The sequence below is a fragment of the Mangrovimonas sp. YM274 genome (genome assembly GCF_030908385.1).
Classification (GTDB): domain Bacteria; phylum Bacteroidota; class Bacteroidia; order Flavobacteriales; family Flavobacteriaceae; genus Mangrovimonas_A.
In genome coordinates this window covers 1095908-1119516 of record NZ_CP133091.1, presented here as the reverse complement: position 1 = coordinate 1119516, position 23609 = coordinate 1095908, and the positions used below count along the sequence as shown (strand labels likewise).

Sequence of the window (23609 nt, the reverse complement as noted above, 5' to 3'; positions counted from 1 at the left end):
ATTTTAATAGCCTGTTAAACTGCAACCTTAAACGCCTCTAAAAAAGTAATTAGGTCCTGAGGCGCATTGAGGTATTCAATATTTTGGCCTAATGCTTCTATTTGCTCCTGAGATAGCGCAGGCCCTCCTGAAACCACTAATGGCAACTCACTAAAACTCAAAATCTTTTCAATACTACTTTCTGCCCTTTCCGGATTATTGGAGGTATAAATGGTCAGCAACAAATCTGGATTTACGGCGTTAATTACTTTCTCTATATTTTCGTAAGGCACACTCTGCCCTAAATAACACACATTCCATCCAGAACTCTTCGTAATATAATAAGCCAACAATAGGGCTATTTCGTGATATTCTCCTTCCGATAAAAACAATACGGCTTTGGGAGCATTTTCACTACTTGGAGCCAGCAATTCTATGGCGTGGAAAATCTTTCTTTTTATCAAATTTGATATAAAGTGCTCCTGAGCAGGCATAACTTTATTGCTTCCCCACAACACTCCAACCTGCCTCAAAAAAGGATAAATTAATTGAGTAACGGTAGACAACAAACCCGATTTAATAATTTCAGTTTTAAAAATTTTGTCAAACTCTTGTTCGTCAAAACTGATCATAGCAACTATCAAGGCGTTGATCTCATCTTCCTTAGACCCCAACATCATCGTTTCTGAAACTGCTTCGTAGATTTCTTCTTGAGACATTTTGTCAATTTGAGAAATCCTAAAACCATTACGGGTCAGGATACTAATGTTCAAAAGTGCCTTAAGCTGCTCTTCGGTATAAAACCGAATATTTGTCTCAGTTCTCATAGGAGTCAGAAAGCTGTATCTACTTTCCCATTTCCGTAAAGTGTGCGATTTAATCCCTGTTATTGACACAACTTGTGCCATTGAATAGCTCCCCATTTTAAGTAATTTATGTAACAAACTTAATCAAAAATTACGAAAAAAAGGTCATAAAACACACAAAACCACAATTCAAAATGTAAAACTTATACATTTTAAAAGTTGGACAATTAAATTATTTTTCATTATATTTGTACAAGTTCAACTAAAATAATGTTAGACATGAAAAATTTATTCCAGTTTGCAACGCTCATTTTCTTAGTGGTCTTCAACACTTCTTGTAGCGATGATGATGATTCTAATGACATCCCAATGGGACCTACCTTAAATATTGTCCAAACCGCAGCCGCTAATGATGATTTAAGTAGTTTGGTGTCCGCCCTTACAGTTGCGGATCAAAATGCGAATTCCGACTTAATAGGCGCTCTAAGTGGCGATGGACCTTTTACAGTTTTCGCTCCGACCAATGCCGCCTTCTCTAATCTTCTATCACAGTTAGACAATTTCAATTCTTTGAATGATTTTGACACTGATGAAGAGCGTGCTTTGTTAGGAACCATCCTACAATATCATGTCATTTCTGGAACGGCTGCCATGTCTTCAGATCTTTCAGATGGGCAATCCATAATGACACTGCAAGGTGAAGATGTTACCATTAATATTGGAGGAGGTGTTTCGGTAAGCGACGCTTCTGACGCAGATGCCAATGTTACAACTGCCAATGTGGAGGCTACCAATGGAGTTATCCATATTATTGATAAAGTTTTATTGCCTCAGGTTATCATTGATGCCATTAATCAAGGAACCCTTGTAGATATTGTTGTTAATACAGATAGTCTTTCCATTTTAGAAGATGTTGTTGTGAAAGTAGGTTTGGTAGAAACTCTAAATAGCGACGGGCCATTTACGGTGTTTGCTCCAACAAACGACGCCTTTGTTGCCCTATTGGATGCTCTAGGAGATGATTACAATAGTCTTGATGATTTTGATACAGACGAGGAAATAGATCTTTTAAGAAATATTGTTTTATACCATGTTTTAGCAGCCAATGTGCTTTCTACGGATTTATCCGAAACCTCAGTTGAAACAGCATTTACAGGTAACTCACTTGATATTATTCCTTCTGGAGGAACCTATGTTATAGGAGACGCCTCTGATGTTAATGCCAATATTACAGCAGTAGACATTACAGCATCGAACGGTGTGGCACATACAATTGACAAGGTTCTACTACCTCAAGCAGCAATAGATTTTGTAAACAGTCTTAATACCCCCAATATAGTGGAAATAGCCTCGGGAGAGGAAAATTTAAGTCTCCTAGTAGCAGCATTGGTACAAGCAGACGCAGGATTGGTAGACCTGTTACAAACCGATGGCCCTTTTACAGTTTTTGCGCCCACCAATGACGCTTTTGCTAATCTATTAGATGCACTTGGACCTGATTACAACAGTTTGGAAGATTTTGATACAGAAGAAGAAAAAGCACTTTTAACAAGTGTTCTAACATACCATGTTGTATCTGGAGCCGCTGTTTACTCCACAGATTTAACCGATGGTCAAACAGTTGAAACTGCCCAAGGCGGTATGCTAACTGTTGATTTGGATGGCGGCGTATTTATCATAGATGAAACTGGAGCTGCGGCTTCTGTAACTACGGCAGATATTACTGCTAGCAATGGTGTAATTCACATCATTGATCAAGTATTACTGCCTAATTAATATTGCGCGTACTCATGATGTACGTTTTTAGGTTGATTGGTTAGTTGGTTGTAAACCGGTAATCTATAAATGGTTACCGGTTTTCTATGTAAGAAAAAAATAGTAACTTTAGTAAAATGGCCAAGAAAAAAATAATCGTTATAGGCTCAGGGTTCTCTTCCCTCTCTGCAAGCTGCTACTTGGCTAAAGCCGGGTTTGATGTTATCATATTGGAAAAAAACAACACCGTTGGCGGAAGGGCTAGGCAACTTAAACGAGACGGCTTTACCTTCGACATCGGCCCTACTTTCTATTGGATGCCAGATGTTTTTGAACGCTTTTTTAGCGATTTCAATACTACGCCTTCTCATTTTTACAATCTTAAAAAACTGGATCCAGCCTATCAAATTTATTTTAGTTCCAAAGATAGCGTTTCAATTTCTGCTGATTTTGAAAATATTAAAAATACGTTCGAGAGGATAGAACCCTATAGTGGAACGGCCTTGCAAAAGTTCATTAATAAGTCTGAGGACAACTACAATCTTGCCATCAAGGATTTGGTATACCAACCTGGGGAATCTGTCACTGAAATTGTCACCTTAAAAACAGTCACCAAGCTGAACAGGTTTGCTACCAGTATCAAAAAGGATATTTCTCAATATGTAAAAGATGAAAAGTTGCAACAAATATTGGAATTTCCAGTGCTTTTTCTCGGAGCGAAGCCCAGCAACACACCCTCTTTTTACAATTTTATGAACTATGCCGACTTTAAATTGGGAACATGGCATCCTGAAGGCGGCATGTATATGGTAGTTAAAGCTATGAAAGATTTAGCCGAGAGCTTAGGCGTGAGCATACTCACCAATAGCCCAGTTGAATCAATAAAGATTGAAAAGAATTCCGTTAGCTCTGTCCTAACAAATTCCAAAGAATATACTTGTGATATCCTATTAAGCGGAGCCGATTACCATCATACGGAAACCTTGCTTCCAAAACAGTTCAGGCAATATTCCGAAACCTATTGGAACAACAGAACCTTCGCCCCTTCAGCGCTTCTTTTTTATGTAGGTTTCGACAAAAAACTTAGCAACGTATCTCATCATACGCTTTGCTTTGACAGTGATTTTGAAATTCATGCAAAAACCATTTACAATACCAAAGAATGGCCAGAAAACCCTCTTTTTTATGCTAGCTTCCCAAGTATTACAGATGCCACAACCGCTCCTGAAGGCACAGAAGCCGGTATTTTCCTTATACCTTTGGCCCCCGACCTAGAAGATAATGACCTGATAAGAAATCATTATTTCAAACAAATTATAGAGCGCTTGGAACACCTAACGGACCAACCGCTTTTTGACCATATTCTTTTTAAGGAATCCTACTGTATCAACAATTTTAAAGAGGATTACAATGCTTACAAAGGGAATGCTTACGGTTTGGCAAACACCCTAATGCAAACCCATGTATTACGCCCTAAATTAAAAAGCAAAAAAGTTAACAACCTCTATTTCTGCGGACAACTTACCGTACCGGGCCCTGGAGTACCACCTTCTCTTATCTCCGGAAAAATTGTTAGCGAACTCATTCAAAAACACACCAAACTATGAAAGCACTTTTTGACACTTCAAGCCTCAAATGCAGCAAAATTGTAACCCAAGAGTATAGCACTTCTTTTTCCATGGGTATCAAACTTTTTGCGCCTTCCATTAGACCTGCCATATATGCCATCTATGGATTTGTACGCTATGCCGATGAAATTGTCGATTCATTTCACGAGTATGATCAGGAGGGTTTATTTGAAGAGTTTAAGGAAGAATACAAAAAAGCCATAGAGCGAAAAATTAGTTTAAACCCAATATTAAACGCCTTTCAAGAAGTTGCATGGAAATATAACCTGCATACGTATGCAGATGATTTTTTGAAGCGAATGGAAATGGATTTAAAAATAAAAGAATACACCACTAAAGAAGCCTACGAAAACTATATTTACGGGTCCGCCGATGTAGTTGGACTTATGTGCCTAAGGGTTTTTACCAATAATGACGAAGACATGTTCCAGCTTTTAAAAACACCTGCACAATACTTAGGTTCAGCATTTCAAAAGGTCAATTTCTTGAGAGATTTTAAAGACGATATGGAAATACTAGGGCGCTCCTACTTTCCTAACGTGAACAACAATTCCCTATCTGAACTCAACAAAAAAGCCATTATTGAAGATATTGAAAATGATTTTCGTGAAGCCTTTAAAGGCATTGTGGTGTTACCACTTGAAAGTAGATTGGGCGTGTATTTGGCCTATAAATATTATTTAAATTTATTGAAGAAATTAAAAAGACTAGATTCTAAACATATATTAAATGAACGTATTAGAATCTCCAACCCCTTAAAAATTCTTATCTTAACAAAGGCTTACATACGCTTTAAATTAAACTTTATCTAAAACATATTGGTATGGAAATTCTATTGTACATAGCAATTACCGTTCTCACATTCTCCTTTATGGAATTGGTTACGTGGTTTACCCATAAATATATCATGCACGGATTTTTATGGTATCTCCATGAAGATCACCACCAACCTAAATACCCTCATGTATTTGAAAAAAACGATGCCTTTTTCATCATTTTTGCAATCCCCAGCATAGCCCTGTTCTATTTTGGAGCTGTCCCAAAATTAAACTTTATGTTCTTTATTGGATTGGGCATTTTTTTCTATGGCATTGCTTACTTCTTAATCCATGATGTTTTAATCCACCAACGCTTTAAATGGTTCAAGAATATTAAGAATAAATACCTCATTGGGCTACGAAAAGCCCATAAAGTACATCACAAACATTTGGACAAGGAAGACGGTGAGTGCTTCGGAATGCTATGGGTTCCTAAAAAGTTTCATAAACAGTTCAAAGCATAATGAGGCCCTACACCTATCTACTTGTAAATTTTGCCTGTATCCTAATTCCTGTTATTGCTAGTTTCTACAGCAAATATCCTTTTTATAAAAATTGGAAAGCCTTTTTTAAGGGCAATGTAATAGTGACCTTTTTATTTTTAATTTGGGATTGGTATTTCACCAATATTGGAGTTTGGGGATTTAACAGCGACTATTTACTAAGAATAAATATTGCCGATTTACCCATTGAAGAAATTCTATTTTTTATCTGTATTCCCTTTGCCTGTGTGTTTACTTATTTCGCCCTAAACTCACTGATTGCAAAGAATCCATTGAACACAATTCAGGCAAAAATCACGACAATTCTAATTGTCGTTTTTACGATTGTTGCAGTTTTAAATTTTGAAAAACTCTATACGCTCAGCGCCTTTGGCCTTTGCTCACTGTATTTAATCTACCTAAAACTCAAAAAAGTCGACCTAGCTTTTCATTACCTCACTTACCTCTGTATATTACCGTTTTTTATAGCGAGTAACGGCATTCTGACAGGCTCCTTGTTGGATGCTCCCATTGTTTGGTATAACAATAGTGAAAATCTAGGCATTAGGATTGCCACCATCCCTATTGAGGATAGTGTTTATGGCATGTTGCTTATATTTTTAAATATTGAATGCTACAGGTATTTCAAAACCAAGAACATTCAAAATACCCAACATGCAATTACTTGATAATTGATTTTACCGCGTTGAAATCAAGCCCTCCATAATTCCCAGAACTCATTAACAATAAAGCATTATTCGTGAAATCCTGTGAAAACAAATAGTCTTTAAACGCTTCTGGATCGGTATAGATAATAAGGTCGTCTCTTTCGAATGCATCCGCTATTTGTTGATGCGTCACCTCTTCCAATTGCTTAATCTTTACCGCATGAGGCGAATAGAACACCATAGCCACATCGGCAGCATCCAGAGCACCTTTGTATTCTTTTAAAAATTCGGCATTCAAACTACTATAAGTATGCAACTCCAAACAAGCCACTACAGTTTTGTCTGGATATTGCTCTTTCATAGCCGTTGTCGTGGCCGACACCTTACTTGGAGAATGTGCAAAGTCTTTATAAGCAACCGAACTCTTACCTTCCGCTATCTTTTCCAATCGCTTACTAGCTCCTTTAAAAGTTGCAATGGCTTCGTAAAAATCATCTTCATCTACCCCCATATGCTGACAAATCCACTTGGCACCCGCGAGATTGTTTAAATTATGCTTCCCAAATACTTCAATAGGAAGTGGCCCCTCTGGTGTTTCCAATAGGGTTTCCCCATCTTCAACAGTATATTCTGGTGTATAGTAAGGCAACTTTCTAATCGTATTTTCACTGGCTTCTACAACGCGTTTCAGCGCTTCATCTTCGGCATTATATGAAATACTTCCACCCTTAACAATACTATCCACAAAAATTTTGAACTGCTCCACATAATTCTCAAAAGTTGGAAATACATTGATATGATCCCAAGCAATCCCACTCAACAAGGCGATGTTGGGTTGATATAAATGAAACTTCGGTCTTCGATCTATCGGAGAGCTTAAATATTCGTCACCTTCCAAAACAATAAAATCATTGTCATCGGTAAGTTTTACCATAACATCAAAACCCTCCAATTGGGCACCCACCATAAAATCTACATCTATATCATGATAATTCATAACATGTAAAATCATGGATGTAATCGTGGTTTTACCATGACTTCCACCAATAACAACACGTGTTTTATGCTTGGATTGTTCGTACAAAAATTCAGGATAGCTATAGATTTTCAATCCTAATTCCTGAGCTTTTAAAAGTTCAGGATTATCAGCTTTGGCGTGCATTCCCAATACTACAGCATCTAAATCGGCAGTAATTTTTTCAGGAAACCATCCATAGGCTTCTGGCAACAAGCCTTTGCTCTCCAATCTTGATTTAGAAGGATCAAAAATTTCATCATCACTTCCGGTTACCTGATATCCTTTATTGTGTAATGCGATGGCTAAATTATGCATTGCTGCCCCGCCAATAGCTATAAAATGTACGTTCATAACATGGGTTTGTAAGTGTTCAAATATAAGGATTGCTGCTGTAAGGCCGAAGTTTCCTTACATAAGTTTTGCATGCAACTTTTAAGATTACATTTTTTGTTCAATCTCTGTAATTTGACTCAAAAGAGCTTCACTTGGATATTTAGCGTAAGCTTCTTTTAGATTCTTGAGAGCCTTTTCCAATTCACTTTGAGACATATAAAATTCTATAAGCTTTTTATAACAAGTTAAAGAGCCCCCAACCACAACGGCCTTTTTATAATAGGTTTCGGCTAAACTAAAATCCTCCCCATTGAAATGCACAAAGCCCTTAGCTAAATAACCATCCACCAAAGACAAGTCCTCCAGCTGATTAGCATATTGCATTGCATTTTCCAGTCCGCCTCCTAAAATTATGGGGAGCTTCACATACAACTCCACCAAGGCCCACCTAGCATCGATATGGGAAGGGTCTAAACTTGCAGCGTTTAGGAACGCCTCCTCCACCTCTCCAATGATAGTCAAAGCCCTAATTTTATTGACACTTAAAGCTTTCATAGCTAAAGCACCTCCATATTTGTATTGATAATTGGCCACATTAGGCTGTATCTCTACCAATTTTTCATATTCTGCAATCGCTTTGTCCCATTCTTTTTGGTGCCCATAAACATCGCCTAACAACTCTACGGCTTCCAAATCTTCAAAACCTTTCACATAAGGCAACAATAAAGTTTCTGCCTGAGTAAATTCCTTTTTATCGATTAAAGTCTGAACCAACTTTTGATCCAATTGACTAAATCCCATCAAAGGCAAAAAAAATAAGCAAATCAACCAACGCATAGAGTTACTGTTCTTGTAGTATTAAAGATAATGACACTTTCTTATTTTTACAAAGATGCGTATATTTTGAAATTCGAGAATCACCAATCAAAACCTTTCAGTACAAATTAGTGATTTAAACGGAAAACAAATCTTCTCCTCACAATTGAATAATGGTACAACCCAACTAGACATCAGTCAGCTTGAAAGTGGTATCTACTTGGCCAATTTCTACGCCAATAATATTCTGATTGCAACAAAAAAAGTCATTAAAAATTAACAAAAAGAAAGCCCGCTAAAGCGGGCTCATTTACTATTTACTTGGAGGCATCGATGGTCTCACTTCTATTTTACTTGGCAGTGTCCGTGGATTCATTTTCACTAGATCCACCACCAGTTCACCAATATCCTCACTTTGTATTTTCCAAGCATCACTATCGTTCGGCACATGGTTATTAAAATATGTGGCAACAGATCCTGGCATGATGGTACTTGCCTTTATACCGTATTTCCTTAAGTCGAGCATTGCCGCTTGGGTAAATCCTGTCACTCCAAATTTACTGGCATTGTAGGCAGACCCTTGAGCGAAAAAATTGGTTCCTGCCAAACTGGAAATAGTAATAAAATACCCCTCCGATTTTTTAAGCGCCTCAACACCTGCTTTGATGGTAAAAAAAACACCTGTAAGATTAGTATCAATGGTATCCTGCCAATCTTCTACGCTTAAATCTTCTACAGAACCAAAATGTCCTACCCCTGCATTTGCCACCAATATGTCCAATTGCCCAAACTCACTTACCGTATCTGCTACTGCTTCCTTTAAGCTTTCAAAATCCTTTACATCTCCTTTTACTCCAATTGCTTTCGCCTTTGTTGTTTTATGAGCATTTAATGAACCTGCAGCTTCATGTGCTTTAGCACTGCTTCTACTTGTAACCGCTACGTGCACGCCCTGCGCCAACAGAGACTGAGCGATACCATATCCTATTCCTTTTGTACCTCCAGTAATTAAGGCAACCTTATTGTTTAAATCATTCATGTTATTTTGTTTTTGGTAATCTTTTCGTTAAAAATGCCAATTGCCCCATATGATTGGCTTGATGTTCCATAACATGAAACCAAGCCCAATGGTTGGACATGGCTCCGGTCTTTTCGGCAAACCATTTATCATCTTTAGATTTTAACAGCTCTTTGGTTCTAGTTCTTACAGCATCATATAAATCCAAATAATACTGAATTGGCTTTCCTTTAAACTGCTTTCTAGCCTTATCACCTAACTGCAATGCCGTTTCCCATAGCTCTCTTTCTTCTTCATTAAATTCCCTATTCTCAAAAGTATATACTTGATAATACGCTTCGGTTGCAGCCAAATGATAAATTAAAGCTCCAACAGTATTAGCATCTTCATCAATAAGATAATCCGTTTGTTCTTGATTTAAATGCCCTACCAACCGTTCAACTCTACCTTTCAAATTATCGAGCATAACAACCATATTCCCTATATCATGTGAATACTCTTTGGATGGCTCAATGGCATATTGTGATGTTGCATTCAAGCCCAGAAGTAAAGTAATGACAAGTAGTAGCTGTTTCATATTTTTGATGTATTAAAAGTTTAATTAAAACTACAAAATGAAACTAGTCAGCCCTATTTTATAATGTTAGGATTATTATAAAATTTATTTAGGAGGGTAACCCTTTAAAATTTCAGTTGCGATTGTTTTGAATTTTTCTTCTTTAGCTTCCGGAGCATCATCTTGATAAAAGGAATCTTCACTTATCGCCTGCCAAAACAAACCACCTCCTTGAGGATCCACAAAATCTACTTGAATCTGCCTATTCAAAGTAGATTGCCCAACAGGAATCCCTACAGAAATGCCTCCTCCCATGTTTCTACCACTACCACCAAAACCAACACCCACGGAACTTTGACTTCCCACGGTATAGGCACTACTTTTAATCTTGATTAAAAAATCTGGAGAATCAGACAATACCATGCCCTTAGTTGCCATAGCCGCATCCAAAGCATCCAAAAACCGTTTGGTATCCAATTCACTCATACCTGTGTCCAAGTTTTGAAAATAATTGTAGGTTTTATATTTGGAAAAATCTGCGTTTCTTTCATAGTCATAATTAACCTTAACGGGGGCACAAGCCATCAGGGCTAAAAAAGTAAGGCAGATAAAGGCAGAAAAAAGGTTTTTCATTTTTCTTATAAAGATACAAAAAGAGAAATGTAACTTTTCCCTACTAAGCACACTAATTACTCATTCTTTAGATGGTACCTATAACAAAAAAGGCCTGGACGTTTTAGTTCCAAGCCCTTTATATTATAAATATAGACGTCTTTATGGATTAAGCATTTTCCATAGCTTGTCTTTAAGTTCGGTAATACCTTGTTGAGCTACAGAAGAAATAAACATATACGGAATTGGCAGACTCTTATCAAGCTCGGCTTTCAATTCAGCTTTCAGTTCATCATCCAACATATCGCATTTTGAGATGGCTATCATACGTTCCTTATCCAACATTTCAGGATTGTAACGTCTTAACTCATCCAACAAAATATTGTATTGCTCCAAAATATCATTGGCATCGGCAGGAACTAAAAACAGTAAAATAGAATTTCGCTCGATATGACGTAAAAAATAATGTCCTAGTCCTTTCCCTTCGGCAGCTCCTTCAATAATCCCAGGAATATCAGCCATTACAAAGGTTTGGAAATCGCGATATTTCACAATTCCCAAGTTGGGCTTTAACGTGGTAAATTCGTAATCGGCTATTTTAGGTTTAGCTGAAGTAATCACAGACAGCAAAGTAGATTTCCCTGCATTTGGAAATCCTACCAAACCAACATCTGCCAGCACCTTAAGCTCCAAGGTAACATCCTTTTCTTCAAGCGGCATTCCCGGTTGTGCATAGCGCGGCGTTTGGTTTGTAGCTGACTTAAAATGCCAGTTTCCACGACCTCCCATACCACCTTCAGCCAAGATTCTTTCTTCTTGGTCCTCGGTGATTTCAAATAAAATTTTATTGGTTTCGGTATCCCGTATCACAGTTCCCAAAGGCACATCGATGTACATATCCTCTCCATCGGCACCTGTACTTCTGGCCTTACTTCCGTTTTCTCCATGTCCTGCACGGACGTGTCGTTTAAACTTTAGGTGAAGTAAGGTCCAAAGATTGCTATTCCCTCTGATAATAACATGTCCTCCACGACCACCGTCACCCCCATCGGGACCACCTTTGGCAATATACTTTTCACGATGTAAATGAGCAGACCCTTGGCCTCCTTTTCCTGAAGCCACATGGATTTTCACATAATCTACAAAATTTCCTTCCGTCATATTATTCCTTATAAAAGGTCTGTGTTTTTAAAATCTATCTAATTGCTTAAGATAATCGCTTAGATCGTCCAATTGCGAAATACAAAATAGAACCAATGAATGGAGCGAATATAACTACAAGGGCCCAAAGCAACTTTTCGTTACCATTAAACCTACCTCTTAAAACACTAATAAGTGCCAATAACGGTAGTAATAACCCAATCAATGCCACAATTAAAACTGCTCCTTGAAACATCCCTACAGATACCGACTCCATTATAATTTGTCGATTACCGCGCTTAATCTATTGGTAATCTCATCGATACCCCCAACGCCGTCAACACCAAAATATTTATTTTGAGCTGAATAGTAATCTTTTAAAATGGCTGTTTTATTGTAGTATTCCACAATTCTGTTTCTAATGATACTTTCATCGGCATCATCAGCTCTTCCACTAGTCTTTCCGCGTTCCAACAAACGCTCAACCAATACCTCATCATCAACTTCCAAAGCAATCATAGCATTTATTTGAGAATCTTTGCTATCCATTAACTTATCCAAAGCTTCTGCCTGTGCATTGGTGCGTGGAAATCCATCGAAAAGAAACCCATTGGCATCGGCATTCTTTTCAACTTCAGCATTCAACATGTCTATAGTAACCTGGTCTGGAACCAATTCACCTTTATCGATGTAAGACTTAGCCAACATCCCCAAGGCTGTTTCATTTTTAATGTTGTATCGAAACACATCGCCTGTGGAAATGTGTACCAAATTGTATTTCTGTTTTAAAAATTCTGCTTGTGTTCCTTTTCCGGCCCCTGGAGGTCCAAATAGTACCAAGTTTGTCATGTGTTGTGTGGTTTTTAATTGGTATATGGTAGGCAGGTCCCTTCCCAATCCATCGTAATCCAATCCGTAGCCTACAATAAATTTGTCGGGAATTTCCAAACCTACATAATGAAGTTTAAAATCTCTTTTGTACGCTTCCGGTTTAAAGAACAAAGTGGCAATAATCAGTTTTTTCACATTCTCATTTTTAAAGATCCTGTGCACTTCTGCCAATGTCCTTCCGGAATCAATAATGTCTTCCAAAATTACAACCGTACGTCCCGTTAAATCCTGGGTAAGGCCAATCAATCTCTGGATATCCTCGGTAGACTTCAAGCCTTCGTAGGATGCCAGTTTAATAAAGGTCACCTCACATGGTTTAGGGTATTTTTTCACAAAATCACTCACAAACATGAACGATCCATTTAAAATCCCAACAAACACGGGCACCTCATCCTTCAAATCTTCAGAAATTTGGTCCACCATACGCTGTACGGTCCCCTCCAATTCTTGTTCTGAAACAAATGGTTTAAAGTATAAGTCGTGAAGTTTGATCACTTGTTTTTAATTTTAGAAACGCAAAGATAATCATTTGAGTAACGATTTGCGAATTCTGCTTTAGATTGTTTTGTTTTTTAGTTTTTTCACAGGGTTTTGATTTGTACTTTTGTAGCCTCATTATAAGATTGAAGTATAACTAAAACAACTCCCTTTTTTCTGGGAAATACATATGAATTTATTCTCTTCTGAATTTAAACTAGGTATTCTTGGTGGTGGGCAATTGGGCAAAATGATGCTCTATGACACCAGAAAGTTTGACATTGCCACCTACGTCCTTGATCCAAGTAACGAAGCGCCTTGTAAAATTGCCTGTAACCAATTCCAACAAGGGGATTTAATGGACTTTGATACCGTTTATAACTTCGGTAAGCAGGTAGATGTTCTTACCTTTGAAATTGAAAACGTAAATGTAGATGCTCTTGAAGCCTTGGAAAAAGAAGGGATTAAAGTATACCCTGCTTCCAAAACCTTGAGAAGCATTCAAAATAAGGCTACCCAAAAACTCTTTTACAGAGACCACAACATCCCAACCGCAGATTTTAATCGGTTTGCCTACACTTCTGAAATCGAGGAAGCCATCCACAATGGAGGTCTTACCCTACCATTTGTTTGGAAAAGTGCCCAATTTGGATATGATGGAAATGGGGTGAAAATTGTTAGAGAGATAGCAGATTTGAAAGAACTTCCAAATGTGGAATGCATTGCAGAAACTATGGTGCCGTTTAAAAATGAATTGGCAGTTACCGTAGCAAGAACTCCAGATGGTGAGATGAAAGTGTATCCTGTAGTAGAAATGGAATTTCACCCAGAAGCGAATCAAGTGGAGTATGTTATCTGTCCAGCAAGGATAGACGATAAAGTAGCCGAAAAAGCTAAGGCCGTAGCCTTAAAAGTATCGGAGGCCTTTCAACATGTGGGGCTATTGGCTGTAGAGATGTTCCAAACAAAAGATGACGAGATTTTAGTGAACGAAGTAGCGCCAAGACCTCACAATTCTGGACACCAAACCATTGAGGCTAGCTACACCTCGCAATTTGAGCAACACCTTAGAGCCATCCTAAATTTGCCTTTAGGAAACACCGATAATAAAGTTGGCGGAATTATGGTTAATTTAGTAGGTGCTGAAGGTCATACTGGAAATGTCGTCTACCAAAACATTGAAGACATCATGAAATTGGACGGTGTGACCCCGCATATTTATGGCAAAAAGCAAACCCGACCGTTTAGAAAGATGGGACATGTTACCATTGTAAATGAAGATATCAATGAAGCAAGAAGGGTTGCCGAACAAGTAAAAAGTACAATAAAAGTAATAAGCGAATAAAATATGAGTAAAGTAGGAATCATCATGGGAAGTAAGAGCGACCTGCCAGTAATGCAGGACGCTATTGATATTTTAAAAGGATTCGACATTGAAGTTGAAGTGGATATTGTCTCCGCTCACCGCACACCTGAAAAACTATTCGACTATGGCAAAAATGCCCATACCAGAGGGTTTTCTGTAATCATTGCAGGTGCAGGTGGCGCAGCCCATTTACCGGGAATGATTGCGTCCTTATCGCCACTTCCTGTTATTGGAGTTCCTGTAAAAAGTAGCAATTCTATAGATGGTTGGGATTCTGTACTGTCTATTTTGCAAATGCCAGGCGGTGTACCTGTGGCAACTGTAGCTTTAAACGGCGCCAAAAATGCCGGCATCTTGGCAGCACAAATTATTGGAAGCTCCGATAAATGTGTCCTGGATAAAATTATGGTTTACAAAGAAGGCCTTAAAGCAGCCGTAATAGAGTCGGCGAAAAACCTATAATTTAAAAAACCCCGACTGAAGTCGAGGTTTTAAAGCTATTAATCAATTATTTTAAGAGTCATTTCTGACGCCTTTAATGATTCGAGGACAAAAGTAGCAATATAATTCAAATACAAATCAAAAAATATCGTTAATTAATCCTAAAATTGCCTTCCCTCAGAAAAGGAGTACAATTAAGATTGAATTAATGTTCCATCATATGAATATTCTCAACAAGCCTTTTGATACGCCATTCAATACTGCCCCATTTTCAAAAATAAAAACCGAAGATTTCCTCCCAGCCTTTAAGGAAGGAATTGCTCAGGCTAAAGCTGAAATCGATGCCATTACCGCTAACCCGGAAGCGCCATCATTTGAAAATACTGTGGAAGCTTTGGATTTTTCAGGAGAACAATTGGATCGTATTTCAAGTATTTTTTTCAACTTAAATTCTGCTGAAACCAATGACGAAATTCAAAAAATAGCGCAAGAGGTTTCTCCCTTACTTTCAGAATTCAGTAATGACATCACTTTAAACGAAGCGCTTTTTAAGCGTATCAAAGCTGTTTATGAGATGAAAGACGAATTGGAGTTGACGACGGAGCAGCGCACCTTATTAGACAAAAAATATAAAAGTTTTTCAAGAAACGGGGCCAACTTACCCGAAGACAAAAAGCAACAACTACGAGAAATTGACAAGAAATTAAGTCAACTTAAATTGAAGTTTGGCGAAAATGTTCTTGCTGAAACCAATAATTTCGAAATGGTCATTACCAATGAAGACGATTTGGATGGACTGCCGGAAGGTGCGAAAGAAGCTGCCAAACAATTGGCGGAATCAAAAAACGTAGAGGGCTGGATCATTACTTTGGATTACCCTAGCTACATTCCGTTTATGACCTATGCTAGCAATAGGGAATTACGCAAAAAATTAGCTGTTGCCTTTGGAGCGAAAGCATTTAAAAACGATGCGTTGGACAATCAAGAAAATGTATTGGAAATTGCAAAACTTCGCTACCAACGCGCCAATCTCTTAGGCTATAAAACCCATGCTCATTTTGTTTTGGAAGAACGTATGGCCAAAACGCCAGACAACGTCAACAAATTCCTTCACGAATTACTAGACAAAGCCAAACCTGCAGCTGAAAGGGAATTTGCCAATCTACAGGAATTTGCCAAAGAATTAGACGGCATTGAAGTACTTCAAAAATGGGATTCTTCTTATTATTCTGAAAAATTGAAGCAAAAACTATTCGATTTGGATGACGAGAAATTAAAACCGTACTTCAAATTAGAAAATGTTATTGATGGTGCTTTTACCGTGGCTCAAAAACTTTACGGACTTCATTTTGAAGAAATTCATGACATTGACAAATACCACGCCGAGGTTCTTACCTATAAAGTTACTAATGAGCAAGGTGACTTAATTGCTATTTTCTACGCCGACTTTTTCCCTAGACCAGGAAAAAGAAACGGTGCTTGGATGACTTCATATAAGCCTCAATTCAGGAAAGATGGTGCTAATGAAAGACCTCACATTTCCATTGTATGTAACTTTACAAAACCAACAAAAAGCAAACCTTCATTACTAACCTTTAATGAAGTAACCACCTTGTTCCACGAATTTGGTCATGCTCTTCATGGTATGTTGGCTGACACGACATATCCTAGCCTATCTGGAACCAGTGTATTTTGGGATTTTGTAGAACTTCCAAGCCAAGTTTTGGAAAACTGGTGTTATGAAAAAGAAGCTTTGGAGTTGTTTGCCAAACATTACGAAACAGGCGAGTTAATCCCCATGGAATTGGTGAATAAAATTAAGGAATCAGCCACTTTCCACGAAGGTATGCACACCCTAAGGCAATTAAGTTTTGGACTTTTAGACATGAGCTGGCATGGTCAAGACCCATCCCCAATTACCAATGTAAAGAAACACGAAATCGAAGCTTTTGAAAGCACTAGACTCTACCCTGATGTTCCTGAAAACTCTATGAGTACGTCTTTTTCACATATTTTCCAAGGGGGTTACTCATCAGGATACTACAGTTACAAATGGGCCGAAGTTTTGGATGCTGATGCTTTTGAATATTTCACCGAGCAAGGTATTTTTAATAAACAGGTTGCCCAAAAGTTCATGGACAACATTTTATCTCGAGGTGGTACTGAAGATCCAATGACACTATACAAGCGTTTTAGAGGCAAAGAACCACAACCAGAAGCTCTTTTAAGAAGAGCTGGTTTAATAGAAAAGCAATAGCTTTTGAATACAAAAAAAGGGCGGTGATCATCGCCCTTTTTTTTTGTTATAATTTAGAACCAAACTACTTCTAATAGGAAACTTGTACAACCTCTGCCAAGCCAGGTATCAAGGCATTTTGTGTTGCCCATAGGTTACCTTGCTTATCAAATGTTATGGCTGTAAGTAAAGGAATACCAGTTGCAATGGTAGTAACCTGTTTCGTTTCCATATCGCACATCTTAATGCTACCTCCCATTCCTGTTCCTAAAAATTCAACGGCAAACCAGCTTTGCTCATCAAGTTCGGCCACATATAAATTCCCATCCGGGCCAAACACCAAATCAACAATAGATGTAAAACCTCCGTTAAAAAACTTCACACAATCTTCGCTTGAGCCACACATGGCTCCTGAAGCATCTGGAGCAATACGCCAGATATTGGAAGCTCCCGCCGGCGCTGGAAACCCCTTTAACTCTCCTACATAATAATAACCATCAGGACCGATAGCTATAGAGGTAGGAACTGCCTGAGCAGGCATCATTGGAACATCGCATATAAATTCGAAACCCGAAATAGGTTCTGGGCATCCTACCAAGGATTGCGCATTTGCAGTTGATACCATTTCATTTGGAAATACAGCAACCACATCAATGTTCCCCTTATTGTCAACCCTAAGTAAGTCATTCGCACCGGCATCTGCTACCAAAGCTTCTTTCGCATTTGTTGCTGCAACCGCATAGGGGTTGGAATCAACTTCTTGACCATCTGGGTTATTATCAAACTCAAAGTCAAATAGATTAGCTATTTGGTTAGTATTTCCATTTCCAACACGGTAAATTGCTTGCCCTGAATACTCAGTATTCGGCCCAGCTCCTCCTCTTGTTGCCCACATGACACCATTGCCTATTGAAGCTATGGATGACACTCCTGGAAGCACAAACTGCAACTCACCTTGCGAGGTAGAAATACCAACTGACACATCGGCGACTAAAATGGTATTATTTGGACTTACGGCCAAATCGAACAATGGCCCCATCAATTCTCCAGCCTCCATACGACTGGCATCAGCTACAGAAGAATTGAGAGTTGGTTCAATAGTCATTGCGTCTGATTGGGATACTGGCTCAGAGCTACAGCCAAAAACGATAAGGATTAGTAAAACAACCACTCCTTTGAATAATGGATTTTTCATTTTGATAAGTTTTAAATTGATTGCAATTAGGTTCAGAAAACTGAACTGTTAACCCCATAAATAGTAGACTGAATGAGGTAGAAACTAAGCGGAAAACTGTAAATTTTGAGGAAAATTGATTCGGTAAAAGTGCTATAATTACCTAAAGTAGAGAGTGTTAAATATAGTAAAAATTAATCAAACCGTATTAAAAGCTACTCAGAACCATAAATTTAGGTGACGTATGCATCAAAACTGTAGTCCCAATTTTAAAAATGCATATCTTAGCTAAAACAATCAATACTATAACAAATATGTCTAAAACCAAACTTACTATACTTAGCAACGGTAGCGTAAAAGTAGATGGCGATTTTGAAATTGTCGATAAAGAAGGTAATGTCTACGGATTAGGAGGTCGAACTTTAGTCTCACTTTGTCGCTGTGGAAGATCGGAAAACAAACCATTTTGTGATGGCAGCCATCGCAACAATTTTGAACATGAGGCAAAAGCTTTCGATTTGCCACCTAAGCCTTAAACTTCAATATTTCGGATTAATCCTTATGGAAAAATTCGATATTTAAGGATTTAAAACACCCCATTAAAATCCAAGGGACATAAGACTTACTATGTCCCTTATTTTTTTGCTCATACCATCAATTTACACTTCAGATCCTTTCATAAATATAGGTCCTTATTCCTTACCAGTATATTCCTTTTAACATATTACCTGCAAGGACAATAGAAACTGATTTTTTTATCCTACATTTGAAGAAACAGATGTAAGTCAATATGCCAAAACACCAATTAGATCCTACCAAATGGGTTGTGCTTTACTCCGATTATCTGTTCAATTATACCATTGCTAGGGTAAACGACAGGGAAATTGCCAAAGACTTGGTACAAGAAGCGTTTTTTTCGGCATTGAAATCCATGAAAAACTACAAGGGAGAAGCTAGTGAACGCACATGGCTCATTTCAATTTTGAAGCGGAAAATTATTGATTACTATCGAAAATCAAACTCCAAAAAGGGACAGGCCGAAGTTAGGATTTCCTATAACTCGCCCACAGATGAGGGGGATTGGCTGGAGGAACGTGTAGCCGACCCTTTTGACAAAACAGCAGAGGACAAATTGGAAAATAAAGAACTGGGAGACGCCATCCACGAGTGTATGGGCAAACTCCCAGAAAAGCAAGCATTGGTCTTTAAAATGAAAACCATTGAAGGCATGGACACCGAAACTATCTGTAATGAATTAAAAATAACGCCGTCTAACCTTTGGGTTATCATCCATAGGGCCAGAACTGCAATGGCCGCATGCCTCGAACAAAATTGGTTTTGATTTTATGAAAAAAAGTATCCTTTTTATATCCTGTGATGAAGCAATGGAAATTTGCGACCGGTCTCAATACGGAGAAGCCTCCTTCTGGGAAAAATTAAAATTAAACTTCAGGTTTTGCTGGTGTAAAATGACAAGATCCTACACTAAACAAAACAAAAAACTCACAAAAATTGTTAAAGACTCTAAAATTGAATGCCTTAAGGAAAGGGAGCGTAAAGACTTGCATCAAAATTTTAATGAATTCCTACAGAAGCAAGATCAACACTAACCACAATATTGGGACTCCTTCAACCCAAAAACTGCTGTAATATGGCTTTTGGTCTTTATGGGCAAAATATAACAGAGCTCCTAAAACCAACGACACCAAAAAGAGGCACAGCTTAAATTTTAAGGTTGACTCCTCCCTAAACAGCTCCAATACCAGTAACAGTAATAATAAAATCCCTCCAAAAATCTTGGTAGCCTTAATTCCTATTTTCTGCGGAATAGTGGCCAGTTTCAAACTATCATAATTTAAATCCCGAATCTCAAACGGCAGTATTAACACTAATACAAACACAAACCGTTGCATAAATGGCAAAACTTCTCCAAACCCTATGGTGTGACCTGCATTCAACAATGGCAAAAACACAGTAACACCAGCCCAGACCAAGGCTATGACATACACTTTTATACCACTAATATCTCTTAGATTTTGATTCTTATCGTACAACATTTTCCTTGGGAAAAATGGAACGGCGTAAAAGAAAGTAACAAGACCAAAAAAGGCAATAATCCATAACGTTTCTAGCTCCAATTTCAGGGCATAATAAGTCATAAGCACAAAACAAATAGTAGAAAAAACTTGAATAATACGTAGCCAATAGGCTAAACTTCGATGATGAAACTTGGCCAAACCAAAATATTTAACAAAATTATAACCAGTAATACTGGCATAAAATATAAAATACAGAACGGCTTCATCATAAGGTAAACCATACTCGATTAACGTAATCCATGACATAGCATATATCGCCAAAGCCACGTGAATACTGCTATTGATGTAAAAATTGAAAATGCGTTTTAGAAACCTCACTTTACAAAAATAATTAAAGTGTTAATAAGAGGTGAAATTGGTTAAAAAACTTTCATTATCATTAACATAAAACCATGATTAATTCCGTAATTTTGCGCCTCAAAAACACAATTTTTTTAGAATGAATACAAATGCTTTCGCTTTGCGTCACATTGGTCCAAGAGAGGAAGACCAAAAAATGATGTTGGAAACAATAGGTGTAGACTCTTTAGACCAACTCATTTACGAAACTATTCCGGATGATATTCGATTACAAAAAGATTTGAAGCTTGCGGCTCCAATGACAGAAAACGAATACCTCAACCATATTCATGAACTTTCTAATAAAAATAAAGTTTACAAAACATATATTGGTTTAGGTTACCACCCTACCATTCTCCCGGCTGTTATACAACGTAACATTTTAGAGAACCCAGGATGGTATACTGCCTACACACCGTACCAAGCAGAAATTGCCCAAGGTAGATTGGAAGCGCTACTTAACTTCCAAACCATGGTAAGCGACCTTACAGGTATGGAACTTGCCAATGCTTCTTTATTGGATGAAAGTACTGCTGCTGCTGAAGCTATGAGTTTGTTGTTTGCGGTGCGTTCTAGAGATCAAAAGAAAGCAGGCGTTAACAAATTCTTTGTTTCCGAGTTAATTTTACCTCAAACCCTATCGCTACTTGAAACCCGTGCCTTACCAATTGGTGTGGAATTAGTGATTGGTAACGAAGAGGAATTCGACTTCTCTTCAAATTTCTTTGGTGCCATTTTACAGTACCCAGGAAAAGACGGTCAGGTTACAGATATCAAAACTTTTATTGAAAAAGCACAATTAGCTCAAATTAAAGTAGCCGTTGCTGCCGATATTTTGAGTTTGGTAAAATTGGAAGCTCCAGGGAAATTTGGTGCCGATGTTGTGGTAGGGACCACTCAACGTTTTGGAGTACCAATGGGATATGGAGGACCTCACGCTGCGTACTTTGCAACCAAAGAAGCTTACAAGCGTGATATTCCTGGACGTATTATTGGGGTAACCAAAGATACCAACGGAAACAGAGCTCTACGTATGGCCCTTCAAACTCGTGAGCAGCACATCAAGCGTGATAAAGCTACTTCTAACATCTGTACTGCGCAAGTACTTTTGGCTGTTATGGCTGGGATGTACGCTGTGTACCACGGACCAAAAGGTTTGGAATTTATCGCCAATAAAGTGCACCACTCTGCTGCTAGCTTAGCTGCTGCTTTAGAAGAATTAGGTTATAAGCAATTAAACACAAGTTTCTTTGATACGCTTCAAATTGAAGCCAAATCCAAAAAGATTAAGTCAATAGCTAAAGACCATAAGGTTAATTTCTTCTACCCAAACAAGCACACCGTAACTATTTCAATTAACGAGACAACCTCTTTGAGCGATGTCAATGAAATTATTGAAATTTTTGCCAAGGCTACCAAAAAGAAAACAATCAAATTAACTTCTTTAGAAGAAACAAATCATATTACTGAAGGTCTTGAAAGAACCTCAGACTTTTTAACTCTAGATGTTTTTAACAAATATCATTCTGAAACAGAATTGATGCGTTACATCAAATCTTTGGAGCGTAAAGACCTTTCTTTAAATCATTCCATGATCTCTTTGGGATCATGTACCATGAAACTTAATGCTGCCGCAGAAATGCTTCCTTTAAGTTGGGCTAAATGGGCCAATATCCACCCTTTTGTTCCTGCTAAACAAGCCAAAGGATACCTTACAATGTTAAAGTCTCTTGAAGACCAGTTAACTGAAATTACAGGATTTGCAGGCACATCATTACAACCAAACTCTGGAGCTCAAGGAGAATTTGCCGGTCTTATGGTTATCAAGGCCTACCATGAATCTCGTGGAGACCACCACAGAAATATCTGTTTGATTCCATCTTCTGCACACGGTACTAACCCGGCAAGTGCAGTAATGGCTGGAATGAAAGTGGTAGTTACAAAATCTACAGACAAAGGAAATATAGATGTAGATGATTTACGTGAAAAAGCTGAATTGCACAAGGACAACCTTTCTTGTATCATGGTAACCTACCCTTCCACGCATGGAGTTTACGAATCTGCCATTAAGGAAATCACACAAATTATCCACGACAACGGAGGTCAGGTGTATATGGATGGAGCCAACATGAACGCCCAAGTTGGACTTACCAACCCAGGTAATATTGGTGCAGACGTTTGTCACTTAAACTTACATAAAACATTTGCTATTCCTCACGGAGGTGGCGGACCAGGTGTTGGCCCTATTTGTGTTGCGGAGCAATTGGCACCATTCCTTCCAGGAAACCCATTGGTAAAAACTGGAGGTAAAAAAGCCATTACGGCAATTTCTGCTGCACCTTATGGCTCGGCTTTAGTATGTTTGATTTCTTATGGTTACATTAAAATGTTAGGAGCTGAAGGCGTTACTGCCGCTACAAAAGCTGCCATCTTAAATGCCAACTATATCAAGTCTCGCTTGCAAGGAAGTTTTGACACCTTATATTCAGGAGAATGTGGACGTGCCGCTCACGAAATGATTGTAGACTGTCGTGCCTTTAAAGCCAATGGCATTGAAGTAACGGATATTGCAAAACGTTTGATGGACTACGGTTTCCATGCTCCTACAGTATCATTCCCTGTAGCAGGGACCTTAATGATCGAGCCAACAGAAAGTGAAAGCAAAGAAGAAATGGATCGTTTCTGTGATGCCATGATTTCAATTAAAAATGAAATTGATCAAGTTACTAAAGACGATACCAACAACGTTCTTAAAAATGCACCTCACACCATGGAGATGTTGACATCGGATGAATGGTTATTCCCATATACCCGTGAAGAGGCTGCTTTCCCATTGGATTATGTAAAGCACAATAAGTTCTGGCCTACGGTAAGACGTGTAGATGACGCCTTTGGAGACAGAAATCTTATTTGTACTTGTGCGCCTATTGAAGAGTACATGGATGCCTAAATAATGG

The 23609-nt window shown here is 38.2% G+C and carries 23 protein-coding genes; 12 read left to right on the top strand and 11 right to left on the bottom strand.

Annotation, left to right across the window (positions count from 1 at the left end):
- Positions 1-14: 14 nt before the first annotated feature.
- Positions 15-887, bottom strand: coding sequence for a MerR family transcriptional regulator (locus tag RBH95_RS04860; protein ID WP_307901584.1), 873 nt, complete (start codon positions 885-887; stop codon positions 15-17).
- 177 nt (positions 888-1064) lie between these two features.
- Between RBH95_RS04860 and RBH95_RS04855 the strand changes: the two genes are divergently transcribed.
- From RBH95_RS04855 to RBH95_RS04835, 5 genes are all read left to right on the top strand, one after another.
- The gene (locus tag RBH95_RS04855) at positions 1065-2561 is read left to right on the top strand and encodes a fasciclin domain-containing protein (protein WP_307901583.1); all 1497 of its coding nucleotides are present in this window, start codon (positions 1065-1067) and stop codon (positions 2559-2561) included.
- A 116-nt stretch (positions 2562-2677) separates the two neighbouring features.
- Complete coding sequence (locus RBH95_RS04850) at positions 2678-4147, top strand: NAD(P)/FAD-dependent oxidoreductase (RefSeq protein WP_307901582.1); 1470 nt, start codon at positions 2678-2680, stop codon at positions 4145-4147.
- Positions 4144-4980: a squalene/phytoene synthase family protein gene (locus RBH95_RS04845; protein ID WP_307901581.1), complete on the top strand. Its 837-nt coding sequence runs from the start codon at positions 4144-4146 to the stop codon at positions 4978-4980. Before RBH95_RS04850 ends, RBH95_RS04845 begins: the two co-directional genes overlap by 4 nt.
- 11 nt (positions 4981-4991) lie before the next feature.
- Positions 4992-5450, top strand: a complete 459-nt coding sequence (locus RBH95_RS04840) for a sterol desaturase family protein (RefSeq protein ID WP_053977359.1) — start codon at positions 4992-4994, stop codon at positions 5448-5450.
- The gene (locus RBH95_RS04835; RefSeq protein ID WP_307901580.1) at positions 5450-6157 is read left to right on the top strand and encodes a lycopene cyclase domain-containing protein; all 708 of its coding nucleotides are present in this window, start codon (positions 5450-5452) and stop codon (positions 6155-6157) included. Before RBH95_RS04840 ends, RBH95_RS04835 begins: the two co-directional genes overlap by 1 nt.
- Here the strand turns inward: RBH95_RS04835 and murC are convergent.
- On the bottom strand, positions 6150-7505 hold the full coding sequence (gene murC / locus RBH95_RS04830) for a UDP-N-acetylmuramate--L-alanine ligase (protein ID WP_307901579.1): 1356 nt from the start codon (positions 7503-7505) through the stop codon (positions 6150-6152). The genes RBH95_RS04835 and murC overlap by 8 nt on opposite strands.
- Before the next feature lie 87 nt (positions 7506-7592).
- The gene (locus RBH95_RS04825) at positions 7593-8324 is read right to left on the bottom strand and encodes a lipopolysaccharide assembly protein LapB (RefSeq protein ID WP_307901578.1); all 732 of its coding nucleotides are present in this window, start codon (positions 8322-8324) and stop codon (positions 7593-7595) included.
- Positions 8325-8403: 79 nt separating this feature from the next.
- On the opposite strand from RBH95_RS04825, the gene RBH95_RS16675 reads away from it, so the two are divergent.
- Positions 8404-8583 carry a T9SS type A sorting domain-containing protein gene (locus RBH95_RS16675; RefSeq protein ID WP_374047824.1) on the top strand — a complete coding sequence of 60 codons (180 nt, stop codon included), beginning with the start codon at positions 8404-8406 and terminating at the stop codon, positions 8581-8583.
- A gap of 33 nt (positions 8584-8616) precedes the next feature.
- Here the strand turns inward: RBH95_RS16675 and RBH95_RS04820 are convergent, their stop codons facing one another.
- The 6 genes from RBH95_RS04820 to RBH95_RS04795 form a co-directional block, all read right to left on the bottom strand.
- Positions 8617-9342 (bottom strand): SDR family oxidoreductase, encoded by a 726-nt coding sequence (locus tag RBH95_RS04820; protein ID WP_307901577.1) that lies wholly within the window; start codon positions 9340-9342, stop codon positions 8617-8619.
- A 1-nt stretch (position 9343) separates the two neighbouring features.
- Entirely contained in the window at positions 9344-9898 is a 555-nt protein-coding gene (locus RBH95_RS04815) for a DUF664 domain-containing protein (RefSeq protein WP_307901576.1), read from the bottom strand.
- Between the two features lie 84 nt (positions 9899-9982).
- Positions 9983-10510, bottom strand: coding sequence for a DUF4136 domain-containing protein (locus tag RBH95_RS04810; RefSeq protein ID WP_307901575.1), 528 nt, complete (start codon positions 10508-10510; stop codon positions 9983-9985).
- A 141-nt stretch (positions 10511-10651) separates the two neighbouring features.
- Positions 10652-11650 (bottom strand): GTPase ObgE, encoded by a 999-nt coding sequence (obgE, locus tag RBH95_RS04805; protein WP_307901574.1) that lies wholly within the window; start codon positions 11648-11650, stop codon positions 10652-10654.
- Positions 11651-11696: 46 nt separating this feature from the next.
- Positions 11697-11885, bottom strand: coding sequence for a PLD nuclease N-terminal domain-containing protein (locus RBH95_RS04800; RefSeq protein WP_307902230.1), 189 nt, complete (start codon positions 11883-11885; stop codon positions 11697-11699).
- 20 nt (positions 11886-11905) lie between these two features.
- Positions 11906-13015 (bottom strand): adenylate kinase, encoded by a 1110-nt coding sequence (locus RBH95_RS04795; protein ID WP_307901573.1) that lies wholly within the window; start codon positions 13013-13015, stop codon positions 11906-11908.
- Positions 13016-13187: 172 nt separating this feature from the next.
- On the opposite strand from RBH95_RS04795, the gene RBH95_RS04790 reads away from it, so the two are divergent.
- The 3 genes from RBH95_RS04790 to RBH95_RS04780 all read left to right on the top strand — a co-directional run bounded on the left by RBH95_RS04790 (position 13188) and on the right by RBH95_RS04780 (position 17061).
- Positions 13188-14342, top strand: a complete 1155-nt coding sequence (locus tag RBH95_RS04790) for a 5-(carboxyamino)imidazole ribonucleotide synthase (protein ID WP_307901572.1) — start codon at positions 13188-13190, stop codon at positions 14340-14342.
- 3 nt (positions 14343-14345) lie between these two features.
- The gene (purE, locus tag RBH95_RS04785) at positions 14346-14825 is read left to right on the top strand and encodes a 5-(carboxyamino)imidazole ribonucleotide mutase (protein ID WP_053977350.1); all 480 of its coding nucleotides are present in this window, start codon (positions 14346-14348) and stop codon (positions 14823-14825) included.
- Between the two features lie 199 nt (positions 14826-15024).
- Positions 15025-17061: a M3 family metallopeptidase gene (locus tag RBH95_RS04780; protein WP_307901571.1), complete on the top strand. Its 2037-nt coding sequence runs from the start codon at positions 15025-15027 to the stop codon at positions 17059-17061.
- 70 nt (positions 17062-17131) lie between these two features.
- Here the strand turns inward: RBH95_RS04780 and RBH95_RS04775 are convergent, their stop codons facing one another.
- Positions 17132-18235 (bottom strand): ScyD/ScyE family protein, encoded by a 1104-nt coding sequence (locus RBH95_RS04775; RefSeq protein ID WP_307901570.1) that lies wholly within the window; start codon positions 18233-18235, stop codon positions 17132-17134.
- 293 nt (positions 18236-18528) lie between these two features.
- On the opposite strand from RBH95_RS04775, the gene RBH95_RS04770 reads away from it, so the two are divergent.
- Both RBH95_RS04770 and RBH95_RS04765 read left to right on the top strand, forming a co-directional pair.
- On the top strand, positions 18529-18750 hold the full coding sequence (locus RBH95_RS04770; protein ID WP_307901569.1) for a CDGSH iron-sulfur domain-containing protein: 222 nt from the start codon (positions 18529-18531) through the stop codon (positions 18748-18750).
- Positions 18751-19004: 254 nt separating this feature from the next.
- On the top strand, positions 19005-19556 hold the full coding sequence (locus tag RBH95_RS04765; protein WP_307901568.1) for a sigma-70 family RNA polymerase sigma factor: 552 nt from the start codon (positions 19005-19007) through the stop codon (positions 19554-19556).
- A gap of 244 nt (positions 19557-19800) precedes the next feature.
- Here RBH95_RS04765 and RBH95_RS04760 read toward each other — a convergent pair whose 3' ends face one another.
- Positions 19801-20631, bottom strand: coding sequence for a hypothetical protein (locus RBH95_RS04760; RefSeq protein WP_307901567.1), 831 nt, complete (start codon positions 20629-20631; stop codon positions 19801-19803).
- A 121-nt stretch (positions 20632-20752) separates the two neighbouring features.
- Here RBH95_RS04760 and gcvP point away from each other — a divergent pair, with 121 nt between their 5' ends.
- Positions 20753-23602 (top strand): aminomethyl-transferring glycine dehydrogenase, encoded by a 2850-nt coding sequence (gene gcvP / locus RBH95_RS04755; protein WP_307901566.1) that lies wholly within the window; start codon positions 20753-20755, stop codon positions 23600-23602.
- Positions 23603-23609: the final 7 nt, after the last annotated feature.